Source organism: Cohnella fermenti (genome assembly GCF_004801405.1).
In the GTDB taxonomy this organism is placed as follows: domain Bacteria; phylum Bacillota; class Bacilli; order Paenibacillales; family Paenibacillaceae; genus Cohnella; species Cohnella fermenti.
In genome coordinates this window covers 13,904-32,491 of the sequence record NZ_SSOB01000062.1, presented here as the reverse complement: position 1 = coordinate 32,491, position 18,588 = coordinate 13,904, and the positions used below count along the sequence as shown (strand labels likewise).

Annotated in this window: 18 protein-coding genes; 16 read left to right on the top strand and 2 right to left on the bottom strand. The window is 60.1% G+C overall.

Annotated elements, in window-relative coordinates; all coding sequences use genetic code 11:
* The first annotated feature begins 2 nt into the window (after positions 1-2).
* The 4 genes from E6C55_RS30550 to murA all read left to right on the top strand — a co-directional run bounded on the left by E6C55_RS30550 (position 3) and on the right by murA (position 6,569).
* Complete coding sequence (locus tag E6C55_RS30550) at positions 3-1,547, top strand: NADH-quinone oxidoreductase subunit N (RefSeq protein ID WP_136373631.1); 1,545 nt, start codon at positions 3-5, stop codon at positions 1,545-1,547.
* Positions 1,548-1,986: 439 nt separating this feature from the next.
* Positions 1,987-4,617 carry a S8 family serine peptidase gene (locus tag E6C55_RS30545; protein ID WP_168735964.1) on the top strand — a complete coding sequence of 877 codons (2,631 nt, stop codon included), beginning with the start codon at positions 1,987-1,989 and terminating at the stop codon, positions 4,615-4,617.
* Between the two features lie 88 nt (positions 4,618-4,705).
* A complete protein-coding gene (locus E6C55_RS30540) occupies positions 4,706-4,963 on the top strand; it encodes a DUF1146 family protein (RefSeq protein WP_136373629.1) in 258 nt (85 codons plus the stop codon).
* A gap of 220 nt (positions 4,964-5,183) precedes the next feature.
* Positions 5,184-6,569, top strand: coding sequence for a UDP-N-acetylglucosamine 1-carboxyvinyltransferase (murA, locus tag E6C55_RS30535; RefSeq protein WP_136373628.1), 1,386 nt, complete (start codon positions 5,184-5,186; stop codon positions 6,567-6,569).
* A 386-nt stretch (positions 6,570-6,955) separates the two neighbouring features.
* On the opposite strand, the gene E6C55_RS30530 is transcribed toward murA, so the two are convergent.
* Positions 6,956-7,399, bottom strand: a complete 444-nt coding sequence (locus tag E6C55_RS30530; RefSeq protein WP_136373627.1) for a putative toxin-antitoxin system toxin component, PIN family — start codon at positions 7,397-7,399, stop codon at positions 6,956-6,958.
* A complete protein-coding gene (locus E6C55_RS30525; RefSeq protein WP_136373626.1) occupies positions 7,380-7,646 on the bottom strand; it encodes an AbrB/MazE/SpoVT family DNA-binding domain-containing protein in 267 nt (88 codons plus the stop codon). Before E6C55_RS30525 ends, E6C55_RS30530 begins: the two co-directional genes overlap by 20 nt.
* A 337-nt stretch (positions 7,647-7,983) precedes the next feature.
* Between E6C55_RS30525 and spoIID the strand changes: the two genes are divergently transcribed.
* The 12 genes from spoIID (at position 7,984) to E6C55_RS30465 (ending at position 18,479) form a co-directional block, all read left to right on the top strand.
* Positions 7,984-9,183 carry a stage II sporulation protein D gene (spoIID, locus tag E6C55_RS30520; RefSeq protein WP_136373625.1) on the top strand — a complete coding sequence of 400 codons (1,200 nt, stop codon included), beginning with the start codon at positions 7,984-7,986 and terminating at the stop codon, positions 9,181-9,183.
* A gap of 74 nt (positions 9,184-9,257) precedes the next feature.
* Positions 9,258-9,992 carry a M23 family metallopeptidase gene (locus tag E6C55_RS30515; RefSeq protein WP_136373624.1) on the top strand — a complete coding sequence of 245 codons (735 nt, stop codon included), beginning with the start codon at positions 9,258-9,260 and terminating at the stop codon, positions 9,990-9,992.
* A 270-nt stretch (positions 9,993-10,262) separates the two neighbouring features.
* A complete protein-coding gene (locus E6C55_RS30510) occupies positions 10,263-10,538 on the top strand; it encodes a hypothetical protein (protein WP_136373623.1) in 276 nt (91 codons plus the stop codon).
* Positions 10,539-10,672: 134 nt separating this feature from the next.
* Positions 10,673-11,827, top strand: coding sequence for an HD-GYP domain-containing protein (locus E6C55_RS30505; protein WP_136373622.1), 1,155 nt, complete (start codon positions 10,673-10,675; stop codon positions 11,825-11,827).
* 216 nt (positions 11,828-12,043) lie between these two features.
* Complete coding sequence (gene spoIIID, locus E6C55_RS30500) at positions 12,044-12,331, top strand: sporulation transcriptional regulator SpoIIID (protein ID WP_027094289.1); 288 nt, start codon at positions 12,044-12,046, stop codon at positions 12,329-12,331.
* A gap of 97 nt (positions 12,332-12,428) precedes the next feature.
* The gene (mreB, locus tag E6C55_RS30495; RefSeq protein WP_136373621.1) at positions 12,429-13,427 is read left to right on the top strand and encodes a rod shape-determining protein MreB; all 999 of its coding nucleotides are present in this window, start codon (positions 12,429-12,431) and stop codon (positions 13,425-13,427) included.
* A 10-nt stretch (positions 13,428-13,437) separates the two neighbouring features.
* The gene (locus E6C55_RS30490) at positions 13,438-14,301 is read left to right on the top strand and encodes a flagellar hook-basal body protein (RefSeq protein WP_136373620.1); all 864 of its coding nucleotides are present in this window, start codon (positions 13,438-13,440) and stop codon (positions 14,299-14,301) included.
* A 39-nt stretch (positions 14,302-14,340) separates the two neighbouring features.
* Positions 14,341-15,183 (top strand): flagellar hook-basal body protein, encoded by an 843-nt coding sequence (locus tag E6C55_RS30485; protein WP_136373619.1) that lies wholly within the window; start codon positions 14,341-14,343, stop codon positions 15,181-15,183.
* Between the two features lie 14 nt (positions 15,184-15,197).
* Positions 15,198-15,431, top strand: coding sequence for a DNA-directed RNA polymerase subunit beta (locus E6C55_RS30480; protein WP_230986929.1), 234 nt, complete (start codon positions 15,198-15,200; stop codon positions 15,429-15,431).
* 134 nt (positions 15,432-15,565) lie between these two features.
* Positions 15,566-16,075 (top strand): CDP-alcohol phosphatidyltransferase family protein, encoded by a 510-nt coding sequence (locus E6C55_RS30475; RefSeq protein ID WP_136373617.1) that lies wholly within the window; start codon positions 15,566-15,568, stop codon positions 16,073-16,075.
* Between the two features lie 205 nt (positions 16,076-16,280).
* The gene (fabZ, locus tag E6C55_RS30470; protein ID WP_136373616.1) at positions 16,281-16,718 is read left to right on the top strand and encodes a 3-hydroxyacyl-ACP dehydratase FabZ; all 438 of its coding nucleotides are present in this window, start codon (positions 16,281-16,283) and stop codon (positions 16,716-16,718) included.
* Between the two features lie 51 nt (positions 16,719-16,769).
* Positions 16,770-18,479, top strand: a complete 1,710-nt coding sequence (locus E6C55_RS30465; RefSeq protein WP_136373615.1) for a phospho-sugar mutase — start codon at positions 16,770-16,772, stop codon at positions 18,477-18,479.
* The last annotated feature ends 109 nt before the right edge of the window (positions 18,480-18,588 follow it).

The following is an 18,588-nucleotide window of genomic DNA, read 5'->3' as shown; positions in this document are numbered from 1 at the left end:
AGATGCAGACAGTGGTGCAGACCTTGACTTGGCACGACACATGGTATCTGGCCCCGGAGATCGTCCTCGCCGCGTTCACGATCGTGCTGGCGATTCTGGATCTGGCGCTGCCGAAGCGAATCGGCAGGAATATTATCGGCTGGGGCGCGCTTCTTGGGCTTATTGCGGCCGGCGTCTTCGTCGGCTGGCATATTCACGATCTCTCGACCTGGGAGGAAGCGGGCAAGGAGCCGTTCCGCAATCTGCTGGACGGCAGCTACCGGGTAGACGACTTCGGCAACCTGCTCAAGCTCGTGTTCCTCGGAGCGACGGCGCTGATCGTTCTGGCCTCGCTGGGAACAACGAGGACGGACGAGATTCCGATCAAGGGGGAGTTCTACTACCTTGTTCTTCCTGCCGTCCTGGGGGCGATGGTCATGGCGTCCTCCGGCGACTTGATCACGCTGTTCATCGGCATGGAGCTGCTCGGCATCACCTCGTACGTTCTCGTCGCCGCCCGCAAGAGCGCGGGAATATCCGGCGAGGCCGCGTTCAAGTACGTGGTCACGGGCGGAACGGCGTCGGCGTTCGTGCTGTACGGGATGTCCTTCCTGTACGGCATGACCGGGTCGACGAGGCTTAGCGGGATCGGGGATGCGATCGGCAATGCCGTTGCGGAATCCCCGGCGATGGTGTACGTCGCCTTCTTCCTGCTGATTGTCGGCTTCGCGCTGAAGCTGGCGCTCGCTCCCTTCCATGCCTGGGCGCCCGACGTTTACCAGGGAGCTCCGACGCCGGTCACCTCGTTCCTCGGCGTTGTCGCCAAGGGGGCGGCGTTCGCGATGCTGTATCGCATCTTCGTGAACACCGCCTTGTACGCATATGCCGACAACACGCAACTGCGCGACGATCTGTACCTGGCGCTGAAGGTGCTGGCGGCGGCCGCGATGCTCGTCGGCGTCGCGGGGGCGCTGCGGCAGCAGAACGCGAAGCGGCTGCTGGCGCTGTCCGGGGTGGCGAACGCGGGCATTCTGCTGATCCCGCTGGCGCTGGACGTGACGAACTTCCACGCGTCGTTGTTCTCGGAGTTCATCTACTACTTGCTGGCGTACGTCCTTATGAACGCGGGAGCGTTCGCCGTTGTCGCGGTGGTCGCCCGCGGGGCGAAGAGCGAGGAGCTGTCGGGCTTCGCGGGCTTGTACCACCGGGCGCCTTGGACAGCCGCCGCGATGACCGTCCTGGTCTGCTCCCTGGCCGGTCTGCCGGTGACGGGCGGCTTCTTCGGCAAGCTGTTCATCCTGTTCGGCACGGTCCAGACGAAGGAGTATTGGCTGGCGGCGGTTCTGCTGGCTTCAACGGTCATCTCTTACTACGTCTACTTCTCCTTCATCCGCCAGATGTATCTGCGCGGAGGAGAGAGCGAGCTGCCGGTGACGGTGCCGGTCCCGACCGGACTCGTCATCTGGATCTGTGCCGCGGCCACCGTCGCCATGGGGTTCCTGCCGAAGCCGATCCTGGAATGGGTGGACGGCCTCTTCTCCTTAACGACGGATTTCTTCTCGAGATAACCGCTTCTGCTCCTGCCCGCAGGCCCGATCCGGCAGTTCTGCCGTCGGGCCTGCTGTTCTTTGCAGTCCTTTGCCGGCAGCGGCAGACCGAACCTTATGCCTCTTCTCCCCTTCGTTCAGGAGCATCGCAGCACCTGCTCGTGCGGCTCCGCCCGGATCGCCCCGATGCCGCCCGTTCCGTGTCTGCGTCCCCGCGCCGCAGCAGGGCAACTGCTCCCATCGCTCTACTTTTTCCTCCTCCGTAATCGTCTGTGCGACGAAAGTCCTCTTTTTCCCACCTGTAGAAGGGAAGAACGCGTCGAAAATCGAATTAGAAAAGGAGAACCTGGCGATTCGCCGAATGGGGCCATTCGATCGATCGGAATCGGCCGCGTGCGATTCAACATTCCACACGGCGTTTAATCAACAGGAAGAGAGTTCGTGCAAAGGTGTGATCGACATGAAGCGTTCGGCGGCGCATATCCTTCTATGGGCTGCGGTTCTGGGAGCCGTTCCTTGCGCGGGGGCGGAACCTGCGGCTTCTGCCGGTCCGAACGAGGCTTATATGACGGAGAGGGGGAACGCGGCCGTCCGGGCGGCGGAATGGACGTATGCGCAAGCCGGCGCCGGCTCGCCCGCGAAGCCGGCAGACTTCCTCCAGGCGATCGGAATTCCGGCGGCCTGGCGTTCCCTGAAGGAAGACGTGACGGGGACGATTGCGATTGTTGACACGGGGGTGGACTTAAATTATCCCGGGCTTGCGAAGTATTTAACGGATGGGGCCAATCTCCTGGACAGCAAGAAGTCTCCCGAGGACGACAACGGCCACGGAACGGCGGTCGCCGGCGTCATCGCGCAGATCGCGGAGGCGGCAGGTACGGCAGGTGCAGCTTGGAAAATGAAAATCATGCCGATCAAGGCGCTGGACAGCAACGGAGAAGGCAGCGAGGCCAGCCTCGTTCGCGGCATTCAGTATGCGATCGAGAAGCGGGCGGACATCGTCGTTCTGTCGCTTGGGCTCCGGAGGGACGCTCCGGAGATGCGGAAGGTAGTGGAGCAGGCGGAGCAGGCAGGCGTGCTGCTGATTGCGGCGGGAGGCAACGATGCGGCCGAGTTCGGGAAGAAGGCGGCGATCCAGTATCCGGCCGCCTACCCGACGGTGCTGGCCGTCGGCGGCAGCGACGGATTAACGCCGCGGGCGGAGTCGACGCCGGGCAGCGAAGTCGACCTGGCGGCTCCGTGGACCGTGAGCACCTACAAGCTCGACGGAGGGACGGTGTCCGTCGAGGGCACCTCGATGGGCGCGCCTCAGGTTGCCGGAGCGGCCGCACTCCTCATGGCGGCGAAGCCGGACTATTCGCCGGCGCAGGTGCGCGAGATGCTGCGCCGGACCGCCCAGGACGCCGCATCTCCGGGCTGGGACCCGCAGACAGGCTACGGGATCGTACGGGCCGACCTGGCGGTTGCCGAAGAGGGCAGCGTCGATTGGCGGGAGCCGAACGACAGCCGCGGGACGGCGTCCGCCTTCCCGCTTGGCTCCGAGGTTCTCGGGACCTGGACGACGGAATCGGATTGGGATACGTATAAGCTTGACGTTCCCTATGACGGCGAGCTGAGCGTGCGATGGAACCTGCCGGAAGGGGGAGACTCCGCCCCGAATCTGCTGCTGCAGTCGTCGAATTCGTCGGAGGAGATCGCCCCGCTTCTTGTTGGGGATAACCTTCGCACCTGGGCGGTCCGTTCCGGTCGTTATTACCTGAAGACGAACAAGGGCAAAGGGGAAGCGAACCGCGCTCTCGCTTACCGGCTTGTGTCGAGCTTCAAGATGGCGGCCGACGCCATGGAGCCGAACGGCACGCCGCTGCAGGCGTTCTCCCTGTCGCCGCGAACGCAGAGCTGGACGGGCAACTTCGATCGTCAAGGCGATCTCGATTGGGTGCAGATCACGCTGCCGAAGACCGGCAAGCTGCGAATCACGGTGGAGCCGAGCACAACCCGGATCGACCCGGCTATCTATGTGGAGCGCGCCGGCGGAGAGTCGACCTGGACGAAGGATACCTACGGAAGCGGCCGCAGCGAGCAGCTTGTGCTAACGAGCGCAGCTCCAGGCAAATACTACATACAAGTGCGCAATGCCGTATCGGACGATCCGGACCCGGTCATCGGGACCTACAACGTGCTGCTCGAATATATTACTCCATACGTGGATGCTCACGAGCCCAACGACTCGCCGCTGCAAGCGACTGCGATCCGGGTGAACTCGACAGCGGCGATCCAAGGCTTGATCTCGTCCGACTCCGACAAGGACTACTACCGCTTCACGATCGACGAGCCGATGCAGCTCGGCTTCCGGCTGAGCGGCGTGCCCGTTCCGGCTCAGGCTTCGCTTAAGCTTTACGACAAGGGGGCTGTCCAGCTCGGGGAATGGAGCAATGCGGCGGGAAGCTCCAAGCTCGGAGTCGACCGCCTGCTGCAGCCGGGGACGTACTACGTCTCGGTGCAGGCCGACCGGCCGATTCAAGACTCCTATTACAGCCTGACGGTTGACGGGGTGCCTGCGGTGCAATCCTTCAAGGACGTGTCCGGCCACTGGGCGGAAGGCGCGATTGCGGCCGTCGTCAAGGAGGGATGGATGAGCGGCTACGGCGAAGGGAAGTTCATGCCCGACAAGCAGATGACCCGCGCGGAGGCGATCGTCATTGCGGTTCGCGTGTTCGAGCCTGCCCGCAAGGCGGTTCGTTCGAGCTACCGCGACGCATCCTCGGTGCGTTGGGCGTACGATTCCATTCTGCGGGCGGAAGCGGAAGGCTGGCTCTCGGGCTTCGCCGGTCTTAGCCTGATGCCCGATCAACCGATTACGAGAGGGGAGGCGGCGCAGCTCGTGGCGAATGCGGCAGGACTCGTTCAGACGGGACTTCCGAAGCTGCGCTTCCTGGACGTTCCGACGTCCCATCAAGCGGCGGCCGCCATCGATGCGGTGGTGCGCAAGGGCTGGATGTCCGGCTACGGGAACGGGAACTTCCGACCGGATCAAGGGATCACGAGGGCGGAATGGGCCGCGGTGCTGGCTAAGCTGGCGAAGCAGCGCTGACAGGCTGGGCGATATGGCGATATGGCGAAAATGGCGATGCAGACGATGGTGACGATATAGCGATAGCGATGGGAGATAAATTCGTCCAATGAATGAAGAGCAACTGTATCAATCGGTCGGCTGGAACGGGCTGTTCTCGATGTTCGTCACGCTGGGACTCGTCGTGGTCGCGTGGGTCGCGCTGCGGGAGGTTCGCTGGGAGAAGCTGGTGAAGCATCCGCTCGGTCCCGGCGCCCAGATCCTGAAGCTCCTGCTGGCCGTTGCGATCGGCCATCAATTGGCGGCGTTCCTGCTTGATTATTGGAACTGGACTTCGTCCCTGAAGTGGCTGTTCGGTTCGAATTGAGCGGCGGCCGCATAACGTAAGTGCGTAAAGATAACACTGGATAATATGGCGTAGCTGCGTCCGCCGGGCGAAGGCGCTTTCCGAAAACCCTGTGAAAACGACATTTTTTGCTACTTGTGCGCGATGCCGAGACGGTGATATGATGGAGTTTGGGTTTTCTGAAGTTCCTCTCGCGTCGAGCGGCTTCGGAATGATTATATACCCGCGGAGGGAACCACCCATGAGCAAAATCATCGTCCGCGGCGGCCGGCCCCTTAAAGGGACTGTCCGCGTACACGGCGCCAAAAATTCAGTCCTGCCCATCCTTGCCGCTGCTCTATTGGCGGAACAGGGATCGTGCGTCATTCATGACGTTCCCGCCCTGGACGATGTTCATAACATTATACAGGTGCTGTCGGCATTGGGAGTAGGAGCCATTCAGGAAGAGGGCCGCGTTCGGCTCAACGCTTCCGAATTGACCTCCTTCGACGCTCCATACGAGCTTGTCCGCAAGATGAGGGCGTCCTTCCTGGTTATGGGACCGCTCTTGGCCCGCCTTGGCAAGGTGCGCATCTCTCTTCCGGGCGGCTGCGCCATCGGCACTCGTCCGATCGACCAGCACCTGAAGGGATTCGAAGCGATGGGAGCCGAGATCGGCTTCGGCCAAGGCTCCATCGAAGCGCGGGTAGAAGGCAAGCTGCGCGGCGCGCGGATCTATCTGGATATCGCGAGCGTCGGCGCAACCGAGAATATTATGATGGCGGCTGCTACCGCCGAAGGAACAACGACGATCGAGAACGCCGCCAAGGAGCCGGAGATCGTCGATCTGGCGAACTTCCTGAACGCCATGGGCGCGAGGGTTCGCGGCGCCGGAACGGGCATTATCCGCATCGAGGGCGTCGAGCGCCTCTCGGGGGTTGAGCACGTCGTCATCCCCGACCGGGTGGAAGCCGGCACGTACATGGTCGCTGCGGCAATGACCGGCGGCGATGTCTACATTGAAGGCGCGATCCGCGACCATCTCGGTCCGGTCGTCGCCAAGCTCGAAGAGATGGGCGTCGTCGTGGACAGCGACGAGAACGGCATCCGCGTGAGAGCGCAGTATCCGCTGCGCGCGGTTGACCTGAAGACGCTGCCGTATCCGGGCTTCCCGACCGATATGCAGGCGCAGATGATGGCGCTGCTGCTGCGTGCCGAAGGCACGAGCATCGTGACGGAGACGGTGTTCGAGAACCGCTTCATGCATGTTGACGAACTGATCAAGATGGGCGCCCAGATCAAGGTGGACGGACGCACCGCCATCGTGACCGGCAACGCCCGGCTCGTGGGCGCGCAGGTATGCGCGACCGATCTTCGCGCGGGGGCGGCGCTGATCTGCTCGGCCTTGGCGGCGGACGGCACGACGGAGGTATCCGGCGTGCACCACATCGACCGCGGCTACATGGATATCGTCGGCAAGCTGGCGGGCCTCGGCGCCGACGTCTACCGCGCTCCATCCGAAGAGGAGCTGCTGGCGGAAGCCGAGCGCGCTTCGCGCCATCCGTCCAAGATTCTGGAAGAGATCAAAGGCCACGCCGCGGCTCCGGCCGATCTGGCCCGCATTCGCATCCAGCCGACGCTCGCGTAACGTCTCGTGCGCCACGTGCGAATTTGGCTTCGACCTTATTCATCTCGACTCATTAAGCGATAACGGAACGGTTCTCCCTGGAAGGAACACCGCTGAGCGGCTCTTCTTCGGGAGGGCCGTTTTTTGTTCGCGCTTGTGGCGCCGGGCGGAACGGCTCGGCTCGCATCGTATCGAATGCCCGCCGGCCCCACCCTGCAACTGCTCGAGCACGCATCCGTCACAGGCAGCGGCGCCACTCGATCCGGAAGCCGTTGCGTACATCTCCGCATGAGATGAAGCTTTGCGCCTAACCGCGTTACGCCGGCACGCCGAACGTGAAGCCCGGCTTCGCCGCGGACATTCTGGAGTTCGAGACGTTTAATGAAAATCCTTTTTATTCCTTAAAGTTAGTGATTCATTTCTTGACCAAAACTTCTTAAAAAGTCAGCAGGCGTAAGGATAGTGAAGTATTCTCGAATATCCGGAGTATGAAAATCATAATCGCCGGTGACCAGAAAATCAGGCTGCGCAACTATGGCGGAAATTAGGATTGGAAGATCGGCTTTGTCGCGTATAGGTGGAGCATGCACCAAAGAAAGGTCTGAAGGCGTATAGGTCAGTTCGAATTCCAACGAAGTAAGAAACTTGTCCCACAGAGAAAGGCGCTGCGGGAATTTCCGTTCAATTACCTTCGAAGCCTCGGTTAGTGTATAGCTACAAATAACCAGTTCATGTTCTTCAATAACATATCGCAGAAGCTTGGCGCTTAGAGAAGTTTCGGACAGGACGGCAGAAATGAGAATATTGGTATCAATGAATACTCTTAACCCTTTATTTTCTTTGTCGCTCATTCCAAAGTTCCTCCCGGACCTGCTTCAGTTCATCAAACACATCCTGTTCAGAAACGCCTTGCTCTTTTGCATCTTTGCTTAATGCATCTTGAAGCTCTCGGAGGGCCAATAAGCTTGCCTTTGTAATGACAACCTTTCCATCATCCTGAATAAAGGCCACCCGGTCTCCTTCGCTTAAATTCAATGCATCGCGGATGCTCTTCGGAATGGTGACTTGTCCTTTGGAGCTGATTCTTGAAACTTCCATGTTTCCACACAACCTTCCTTATATTCTTTACATTCTTTACTTCATCTTACCACACATTATGATTCAATAGAATAATTCCGATTCCGGAAGCACCAGGAGCGTTTATTTTCTTTGAACACCAAACGCCGAACGAATGTGAAAAAACACATAAAATCGTCGGGCGGAGAGGGGGCGGAGCGCAAGCGGGCGGACTGAGGGGGTTGTTTTCGCGGCTGTCGGACTATCTTCCTGGGCGAGGGGGCTGCGGCGATAGGCGGAAGTTGGCTCTCGTTCGTTCTAGCACCCGTTCAACTTACATAGACTTGGAGCAACGAAGGAGAAAGAGAAGGGAGAGTCTATGAACGGGAAGCTGAGGATCGATTGGATTGGTTGCGTCATAGGGATCGCGGTCGGGCTCGTCGTCTGGCTGTTCGTTCATGAGAATAGCTACCGAATGGCGGCGGAAGCGGTTGTGAGCGACGGCGCGCCTGGCGCCGTGTCGACGGTGAACGGCAGCGTTGCGGCGACCAAGGAGAATACGGGCGGCGGCGCTTCGGCGTCCGAAGGGAATGCGGGCAACGCCGAAGCCGGAACGAAGACCGGGGCCGCAGCGGAAGGCAAGGCGGCAACGGCGGCGAAGGAGGCTGCCGAAGCGAAGGCGATCCAGGCGCTCGATCGCTTGAAGATCAAGGTGTATCTGAGCGAGGAGAAGCGGGTCGAGTCGGTGAGCCTGGAGCAGTACGTGCGCGGAGTCGTCGCGGCCGAGCTGCCGCTTGCCTTCGAGCCGGAGGCGATGGCGGCACAGGCGCTTGCGGCGCGGACGTATATCGTGCGGCGGCTGCTTCTCGAGGACCGGAGCGGGCTGCCGGAGACGGGGACGGCGAGCGAAGCGGATGTGACCGATACGGTGAGCCACCAGGTGTATAAATCGCTGAAGGCGATGCAGAAGCTGAAGGAGTCCGATGCGGAGGGCTGGAGCAAGATCGATCGCGCAGTCGAACGAACCAAGGGAGAGGTGATCGTCTACGAGGGAGAACCGATCCAGGCGCTCTACTTCGCTTCCAGCAACGGTCGCACGGAGAACTCGGAGGATGTTTTTCCCGCCAAGGTTCCCTATCTCAGGTCGGTAGACAGCCCGTGGGATCGGACCGTGGCGACGGATTGGAAGGAAGAGAGCGCGTTCGGCCTGACCGAATTCTATCGGAAAATCGGGGTGGAATCCATAGGAGCGGCGGCGGGAGGGAACAAAGCGCAGGTTCGGATTCTGGATCTGACAGCGGGCGGGCGGGTGAAGGAGCTGCTCGTCGGGGACGAACGGATTCCCGGAGCTGAAGTGCGGGAGAAGCTGGGCCTGCGTTCGGCGGCGTTCTCGCTTAAGCTGGACAAGAAGGGAGTCCGCATCACGACGTACGGGAACGGGCACGGAGTGGGCATGAGCCAGTGGGGAGCCGAGGGCATGGCCGAGCAAGGAATGAAGGCGGAACAGATCGTCGAATACTACTATAAAGGAGTCGGGCTCGCCGGGGCGGCCGACTGGATGGCGAAACTACCGCTATAAGAATAGAAATCTTGCAACTCGCACGTATAAAAGTCTATCGCCTGGCAACACTTGCTTACTGAGGTGATAAACTAATGAGTGACCAAAACAAAAACACTCGCAAGATCGAAGAGGCCTCCAAGCCAATCGCAGGGGCTTCGCAAGTCAAGCCGACGGGGCTCAAGAGATTGTTCAGCAAGCGTTGGGTTTTCCCAGCCGTCTACATGGCCGCCGCCGCAATTATCGTAACGATTCTCTGGCTGAATGGCTCCGGCGGAGAGAAAACTCCGAATGAACCGGTAGCCGGCACAGCGAGCGTCGAGAGCGAAGAGGCGGCAGCAACCCCATCCGGCAGTCAGGAAGCGCTCGAAGCGGCCGTACCGGCAGAATCGCTGCGCATGCCGTACGACGAGAAGGCCGACATGGCCGTGTCGCTGCCTTACTACAACGCCAGCGGCTCTGCCGAAGAGCGCGAAGCCGCGCTCGTCGAGTACGACAACAAGTTCACCCCGCATACGGGCATTGACTTCGCGCAGGCAGACGGCAAGAGCTTCGAGGTTCTCGCGGCGCTCAGCGGCAAGGTGACGGTGGCGGAGAAGAGCCCGATCAACGGCTACGAGATTCAGATCGAGCATGCCGGCGGACTGAAGACCGTCTATCAGAGCCTGGCCGATCTGAAGGTGCAAGTCGGCGATGAAGTGAAGCAAGGCGACACGATCGCGATGGCGGATCGGAGCGAGATGGAAGCGAGCGAAGGCATTCATCTGCACTTCGAGGTGCTGAACAACGGCCAGCCGGTCGATCCCCATTCGCTCGTCAAGGAACAGTAAGAGGCGGCAAGAGAGAAAGCCCCGGGCTAACGGCCCAGGGCTTTTTTTCTATGGATAAAGGGGGATGCGGGACTGCGATAAAGCGAGTGAAGCGTCCGATGCTGCCGATTGCCGATTTATATGTGAAAAATCACATTAGTGCTGCTCGATGGCCGGCTGTTTGGGCGATTATATGCGAAAAATCACATTCGTGGCGGCAATTCCGGTCCGAAATGCTGGATGTATGCCAAAAATCACATAAAACGCCTCGATCCGCCGGAATCGAAGCCGATGAATGTGAAAAATCATATAAAATCGCAAAAGTCCGGGACCAAGGTGGGGGGCTTGCGGGGGAGCGCACCGGGAAGACAGGAGCGAGAGGGAGAGCGCAAGGGAACAAGAGTTCAAGAGAACAAGAGGGCGAGAGGAAGAGAGAGAAGGATCGAAGGAAAGAGGAAGGAGATCAAGAGGAAGGAGATTGGGAGGAAGAGAGAGGGAGCGGGGAAGAGAGGGGAGGGAGAGGGCGTCGCTTCGAATCTCGATTTTACCGTTATTTTACCGAGTTGATATATGGTTTAGAATAAATTGGGTTTTGGTATACTGTTTGATATTTAATTAACCCATTATCTGTGAGATTATGGTACGATAGAACCACTAGAATGGATTGGTTGCGGGTTGTCTGACAGAGGGGAGATTCTTGCATGAGAGAGCTGCACGTAGAAGACTTGCGCCCGGGGGACGTCGTGAACAAGACCCTTCTCTCCAAAGGGGGGATGGTCATGCTTGAGGCGGGCACGGTGCTTACGGAATATTATATCCATCGGCTGCGCACGCTCGGCTTCAAGCGAGTGAGCGTGAAGGAACCGGGCGAACGGACGATCATGGCGGACTCTGCCGCCAAAGCGAAGAAGCGGGGGCCGGAAGTGTTCCGGGACGAGGGCATCACCGAAGCCGTCGCGGGGATGAAGAGCAACGCAGAGTCGCTGGCCAAGACCCAAGAGAGCATCCGCCTCTTCGTCGAGTCGGAGCATACGTTCTCGCGGCTGTCGCTGCCCTTCCTTGAGACGGTCAAGTTCCGCCGCGACTTCCGGGAGCGGGTGCTCTCGGCGCTTGCCGAGAAGCCGATCGCCGACGAGATGAACGTCATGCTGCAGAGCGATCCGCAACTGTTCCGCCATTCGCTCCACGTGTCGCTCCTCTCGAACGTGCTCGGCGATGTCAGGGGCTTCGACAAGTCCCGAATGGAGGAACTGACACTGGGCTCGCTCCTGTTCGATGTCGGCATGACCCGTCTTCCCGAGAACATCGTCAAGGCGAACCGCAAGCTGACCGACGAGGAGCGGGAGACGGTTCGGCAGCATACCCGCATCGGCTACAAGGTGCTGTCCGAGATCAAGTCGATTCCCCAGCAGGCGGCGCGGGCGGCGCTCCTGCACCACGAGAGGTTCGACGGGCACGGGTATCCGTTCTCGTTCCGGGGCAAGGACATCCCGGAGCTGGCCCAGTTGGTCGGCCTCGCGGATATTTATGACGCGTTGCTCTCGCAGCGGCATTACCGCGATTCTTATCCGAGCAACGAGGCGATGGAATACTTGTTCGCGGCGGGCAATTACGACTTCGGGATGGACGTCGTCCAGTCGTTCCTGAAGCATGTCGTCGTCTACCCGGTGTCCTCGCTCGTCGAGCTCAGCAATGGGCAGGTCGGAATCGTCGAGCAGACTGCCAATCGGCTTGCGCATCGGCCGGTCATCCGAATTATCCAGGAGGCGAACGGGGAACCGATCGCCAAGACGTACACGGTCGACCTGAACGAGAACCGCCAATTGGTGATTCGCCGCCTGATCCGGGGACTCTGAGTTCTGGAATAAGAAGAGGGCCATCCTGAAGTCCGAGGACTTCAGGAAGGCCCTTTTTGCCGTTAGCCATGGGCCCTTCGGCACCTCCCTCCGGCCGGAAGACCCACTGTTCGCGACAGATATGGACTTTCCGGGCTTGTCAGCCTGCGGAACAAAGAATAAGTGACCGCGCCCCTCATATACTGTACCAATCTAATCGAGCAGGGAGGCGGGAGCGTGCACGATTACATCAAAGAACGCACCATCAAGATCGGCCGTTGCATCGTGGAGACTCGCAACACGGTTCGGACGATCGCCAAGGAATTCGGCGTCTCCAAGAGCACGGTGCATAAAGACCTGACAGAGAGATTGCCGGAGATCAATCCGGATCTGGCGGATCAGGTCAAACACATTCTCGAGTACCATAAATCGATCCGTCATCTGAGGGGAGGAGAAGCGACCAAAATCAAGTACAAGAAGACAACCGTCAAGAAACGCGAAGTGTTGACGGCGGGGAAGGCGTAGGTGCCCAAGTTTCTATTCGACAAAAAGAGGATTTTCTGTTCTTGCGGCGAATCTGATACTATTACGATATTACAGCGCCGTGGAGGATTCTTCGAACATGTTCAGCAAAGACATCGGAATCGATCTGGGCACCGCCAATGTGTCCATTCATGTGAAAGGCAAAGGAGTCGTGCTTGACGAGCCTTCCGTCGTTGCGATCGAGAGCGACGCTCGTCGGGTTCTGGCGGTTGGCGAGGAAGCTCGCCGCATGGTGGGGCGTACCCCGGGCAATATCGTTGCGATTCGTCCGCTGAGGGACGGGGTCATCGCTGATTTCGAAGTGACGGATATGATGCTTAAGGCGTTCATCAGCCGAATTGGCGGCCGGACGTGGTACGGCCGTCCGCGCATTCTGATCTGCGCGCCGACCAATATTACGTCCGTCGAGCAGAAGGCGATCCGCGAAGCGGCGGAGAGAAGCGGCGCCAAGGAAGTTTTCCTTGAGGAGGAGCCGAAGGCGGCCGCGATCGGAGCGGGCATGGATATCTTCCAGCCCAGCGGGAATATGGTTGTCGATATTGGCGGAGGTACGACGGATGTTGCCGTATTGTCGATGGGCGACGTCGTAACCGCCTCTTCTCTTAAGGTCGCGGGGGACAAGTTCGACGCGGCGATCATGAAGTACATAAAGAACAAGTATAAGCTGCTTATCGGCGAGAGAACGAGCGAGGACATCAAGATCAAGATCGGAACCGTCTACAATGGCGGAAGGCGCGAGGAGATGGACATTCGCGGCCGAGACATGGTGTCGGGGTTGCCGCTTACCGTAACGATCTATTCCGACGAGATTCGGGAGGCGTTGTGGGAGCCGGTGTCTTCCATCGTGTCCTCGGCCAAGTCCGTGTTGGAACGAACTCCTCCGGAGCTCTCTGCCGATATTATCGATAGAGGCGTTATCTTGACCGGGGGCGGAGCTCTGCTCGACGGCCTGGACGCGCTGCTGGCGGACGAGCTGAAGGTGCCGGTGCTGATCGCGGAAGATCCGATGCATTGCGTCGTGAAGGGAACCGGGATTATGCTCGACCACCTGGACAAGATGACGAGGAAAATGAGCTAGGAGGGGAATTATGCTAAGGGGACTGTATACGGCCACATCGGGAATGATTGCGCAGCAGCGCCGCCACGATACGGTGACGAATAACATCGCCAACCTCAATACCCCGGGCTACAAGGGGACGAGCTCCGTGAACCGGGCTTTTCCCGAGATGCTTATCGCCGCAATGGGGGGGCAGGATTCCTCGGCTTCCGGGACGATCGGCAAGCTGAACACGGGCGTGTTCGCCGAAGAGAGTTTGATCGGATTGCTCCAGGGAGATATGATGGAGACGGACCGCTCCCAGGACATGGCGCTGATCTCCGACATTCTCGTCGACGGCGCCGCCTTCGACGATTCGGGCAAGTACGTCGACGCTCAGGGCAATGTGACCTATCAGCCGCAGGCGTTCTTCACGCTGCAGTCGGCGGACGGGGAGCTTCGCTATACCCGCAACGGCAGCTTCCAGACGACGGCGGACGGCACGCTTGTCTCTTCCGAAGGGCTGGCGGTGCTCGGCACGAACGGGCAGCCGATCAACGTTCAGGGGAGCTGGGACAATGTGACGGTCGCATCGGACGGCACGCTGTACGATAGCTCCACGAACGAGCCGCTCGGCCAACAGCTCTACCTGACGAAGGTAGCCAATCCGAACCAGCTCATCCGCGAAGGGGACGGCTTGTTCCGTTACGAAGGACAGCCGAACGGCATCGAGCAGGTGCAGGCCGGAGACCGCGTGTCGATTCAGCAAGGCTTCCTGGAACGCTCCAACGTCGATTCGGCCCAATCCGCGGTCGACTTGATGGCGGCGTTGCGCGCCTATGCGGCCAACCAGCAGGTCGTCAAATACTACGACTCCAGCTTGCAGAAGGCGGTCAACGAAGTCGGCAAGGTATAGGCGAAGGTTCCTCATCTTAGCGAATAGGGAGTGCGAAGCATGAACAACTCCATGATCAGCGCCGCGGCATCCATGGGCGCGATGCAGAAGAAGCTCGATATTCTGGCCGATAATATCGCCAATGTCAATACTGACGGGTATAAGCGCAAGAACGCGATCTTCGAAGATATTCTGACCAATATTCAGCCGCAAGAGGACAGCTTCGAGCTCGACGGCCGCCGCACGCCGCTCGGCTTCACGCAAGGGTGGGGCGCGCGCCTCGCCGCCCAGACGCTCGACTTGTCCCAGGGACCGCTGAAGGCGACGGGCCTGGAGACCGATGTGGCGATCGAGGGCAACGCTCTCTTCGAGGTGCGTTCCGGCATGACGCTGGACAGCTCGCGGGCGTTCACCCGCCAGGGCGCCTTCCAATTGACGCCGCAGGAAGACGGCAGCCGTCTTCTGGTGACGAATTCCGGTTATCCCGTCGTCGCTCTGAACGACGGAGAGGAGTCGTTCGTGAATGTGCCGGAAGGCTACAGCCTTCGGATCGCGGACGACGGCACGATCACGGCCGTCAGCGCGGACAATATGGACCAGCAGCAGCTCGGTTCTCTGAAGCTGGTCGAAGTGCTGAAGCCGGAGCTGTTGCAGGCGGTATCGGACAACATGTACGGCGTGCCGATCGACGTGAACGTCGACGACGTCGTGCGGGAGGTTGCGGCTTCTCCGGACGAGACGAACGGCATTGCGATTCGCCAAGGCTCTCTCGAGCAATCGAACGTAAATCTGTCGGAGGAGATGGCGGACCTTATCACGGTTCAGAGGGCATACCAATTGAACGCGCGGGCCTTGTCGTCGGCCGACCAGATGATGCAGATGGCGACCGACTTGCGCGGATGACAGGGGGGAGCGCCGTGACGGCGTCTAATCGTCCCGCAGCCAAGAAGAGGAGATCGGTATGGAGCCTCTTCGGACAGATCGTGGGGACGACCGTTAAAATATTGATTATTCCCGTCCTCTGCGTCGTCGCGCTTGTCGTCGGACTTGCGATCGGCTACGTGGTGCTCGGGGACGGGGAACTCGCCGACGTGTTCGATATGAATACGTGGAAGCATATGTACGACCTTGTCTTCACAGACGGCAACTAAGAAGCGCACACACGCCTAGTTGCCGTTAAGCTTGGCAATCTTCGGGCTCTCCGGCATCATGGGGGAGCTTTCTTTTTGCCGGGGGAGGGCGCGAACGGTATAATGATGTGGAGAGAAAGAGGGGGAGTCGGGCAATGAACGTACCTAATATGTTGACCATGTCCCGGTTCGCGATGATCCCTTTGTTCCTGGCGCTTTACTTCTACGATCATGCAGTGTACGCCTTGCTTGTCGTTCTGCTTGCGGGGTTGACCGATCTGCTCGACGGCTATATTGCCCGCCGGAGCGGGCAGATCACGTTGACGGGAACGATGCTCGATCCGCTGGCGGACAAGCTGATGATGATGTCGGTCATCGCCGCCTTGCTCATTGGCGGAGAGATTCCTTGGTTGGCCGCAGCCGCCATGGCGTTCCGCGAAGTCGGGATGATCGTCAGCTCGGCGATCTTCCACTTCCGCGGCAAGAGGACGGTGCCGGCCAACGTATACGGCAAGCTGACGACCTTCGTCTATTACGTCGCTATCTTGTTCCTGTTCCTGGATATTGAGGGGGGAGTCGAGATTCTCTGGCTCGCGGTCGCGCTGTCGTTCGTGACGACCGGCGTGTACTTCATGACATTCCGTCGCCTTAATCGGGCATCCTAGGAGGAGCTTGAGGAGAGCGGGGGTGCGGGCAAGGAAGGTAAGAGCCCGCCGCCGGCCGCGGCCATGGCGAGGGCGCGGCGACAGGCCTTCTTATCTTAACCTCGGCGACTGCAGTTTCGCCTAAGGACTATTATCAGTATGGGCACGTTGCGGCGTCATTATGCGATCCGGACGCCGTCTTCCTAATTTGGAGAGGAGATCTTCCATGTTGAACGTAGAGCAAATTCAACAAATTATTCCCCACCGTCCGCCATTCCTGCTGATCGACCGGATTCTCGAGCTCGAGCCGGGCAAGCGGGCGGTCGGCCTCAAGAATGTAACGATGAACGAGCCGCACTTCGTCGGCCACTTCCCGGGCTTCCCGGTTATGCCGGGCGTGCTTATTCTGGAAGCGCTGGCCCAGGTCGGGGCGACCGCCATTCTGGCGGTTGAAGCGAACAAGGGCAAGATCGGCCTGTTCGCCGGCGTGGACGAGTTCCGCTGGCGCGGACAAGTCGTGCCGGGAGACACGCTTACCCTTGAAGTCGAGATCGTCCGCTTGAAGGGACCGGTCGGCAAGGGACAAGCCACGGCGAAGGTCGGGGACAAGGTCGTGGCCGAAGGACAGTTGATGTTCGCCCTGACAGACCCGTCCAAAGACTGAGGAATATCGTCCGGAAGGACCCAAGGATAAGAAGAGAGAGGATGAGAGCGAATGGCGAACGAGACTTCCTATGAGGTGTATCAAGCATGGCTGAACGATCCCAATATTGACGGAGGAACGAAGGACGAGCTTCGCGCAATTGCGGATCAGCCGAAGGAGATCGAGGATCGCTTCTACCGGGAGCTTGAATTCGGCACGGGGGGCTTGCGCGGCGTTATGGGCGCAGGAACGAACCGGATGAACCGTTACGTGATCGGGAAGGCGACGCAGGGCTTCGCGGAGTTCCTGCTTCGCGTCGGCTCCGCTGCTCCGGCCGCGGTGATCGCGCACGATTCGCGGCGCAATTCGGACGTCTTCGCCTTGGAGTCGGCTTGCGTGCTGGCGGCGAACGGGATCAAGACGTACCTGTTCCGTTCGCTGCGCCCGACGCCGCAGTTGTCGTTCGCCGTTCGCGACCTGAAGGCGGCCGGCGGCATCGTCATTACGGCGAGCCACAACCCGCCGGAATACAACGGGTACAAGGTGTACGGAGCCGACGGCGGCCAACTGATTCCGGACGATGCGGAGAAGGTCATCGCGTCGATCCGCGCGGTGGCGTCGTTCGATGACGTGAAGCGCTTGACGCCGGAGGAGGCGGAAGCGAAGGGGCTGCTCGTCTGGCTGGACGAGGAAGCCGACGAGAAGTTCGTGGACGCGGTCGCCGCCCAGACGGTGAATCCGGAGGCGCTGCGCGCCGGGGCCGGCGAGGCGATCAGCATCGTCTATACGCCGCTGCACGGCACGGGCAACCTGCCGGTTCGCCGGGTGCTGGAGAAGGCCGGCTTCACGCAGGTGCACATCGTTCCGGAGCAGGAGAAGCCGGACGGCATGTTCCCGACGGTGAAGTCGCCGAACCCGGAGGAGCACGAGGCGTTCACGCTGGCGATGGCTCTCGCCGACAAGGTCGGCGCGGACATTATTGTCGGCACCGACCCGGACGCCGACCGGATGGGCGCCGTGGTGAAGAACGACGAAGGCAAGTATGTGGTGCTGTCGGGCAACCAGTCCGGCGCCATCATGGTGTACTACCTGCTGTCGAGCTTGAAGGAGAAGGGCAAGCTGCCGGCGAACGGCGCGGTCGTCAAGACGATCGTGACGAGCGAGATGGGGGCGGACATCGCCCGTTCTTACGGCTGCGAGGTCATGAACACGCTGACGGGCTTCAAGTATATCGGCGAGAAGATGACGGAGTTCGAGAAGACGGGCAGCCACCGCTTCCTCTTCGGCTACGAGGAGAGCTATGGCTATCTCACGGGCACGTACGCCCGGGACAAGGACGCAATCGTCGCTTCCCTGCTCATCAGCGAGGCGGCCGCCTACTACAAGGCGCAGGGCAAGACGCTGTACGACGTGCTGCTTGAGCTGTACGCGAAGTACGGCACTTACCTCGAGAAGCTCGAATCGCGGACGCTGAAGGGCAAGGACGGCGTGGAGAAAATCGTATCGATCATGAGCGACTGGAGAGAGAATCCTCCGGCCGAGGTCGCCGGAGTGAGCGTATCCAAGGTGCTCGACTATTCGGGCGGCCTGGACGGCTTCCCTCCCGAGAATGTGCTCAAGTTCCTGCTGGAGGACGGCTCCTGGTTCTGCTTGCGGCCGTCCGGCACGGAGCCGAAGATCAAGGTGTACTTCGCGGTGCGGAAGGGCAGCCTGCCGGATGCCTCGGCCGCGATCGCCGAGCTGGCGGCGGCCGTGATGGCTCGCGTCGACTCCTTAAGCTGACTATAGCCCGGCAGCAAAACCGTCATCCCGAACAGGTTGACGGTTTGCCGCGTTCGTTTGAGCTCGAATCGTGTCTTTTTCCACGCGGGAATTGACGATTGATTGTGTT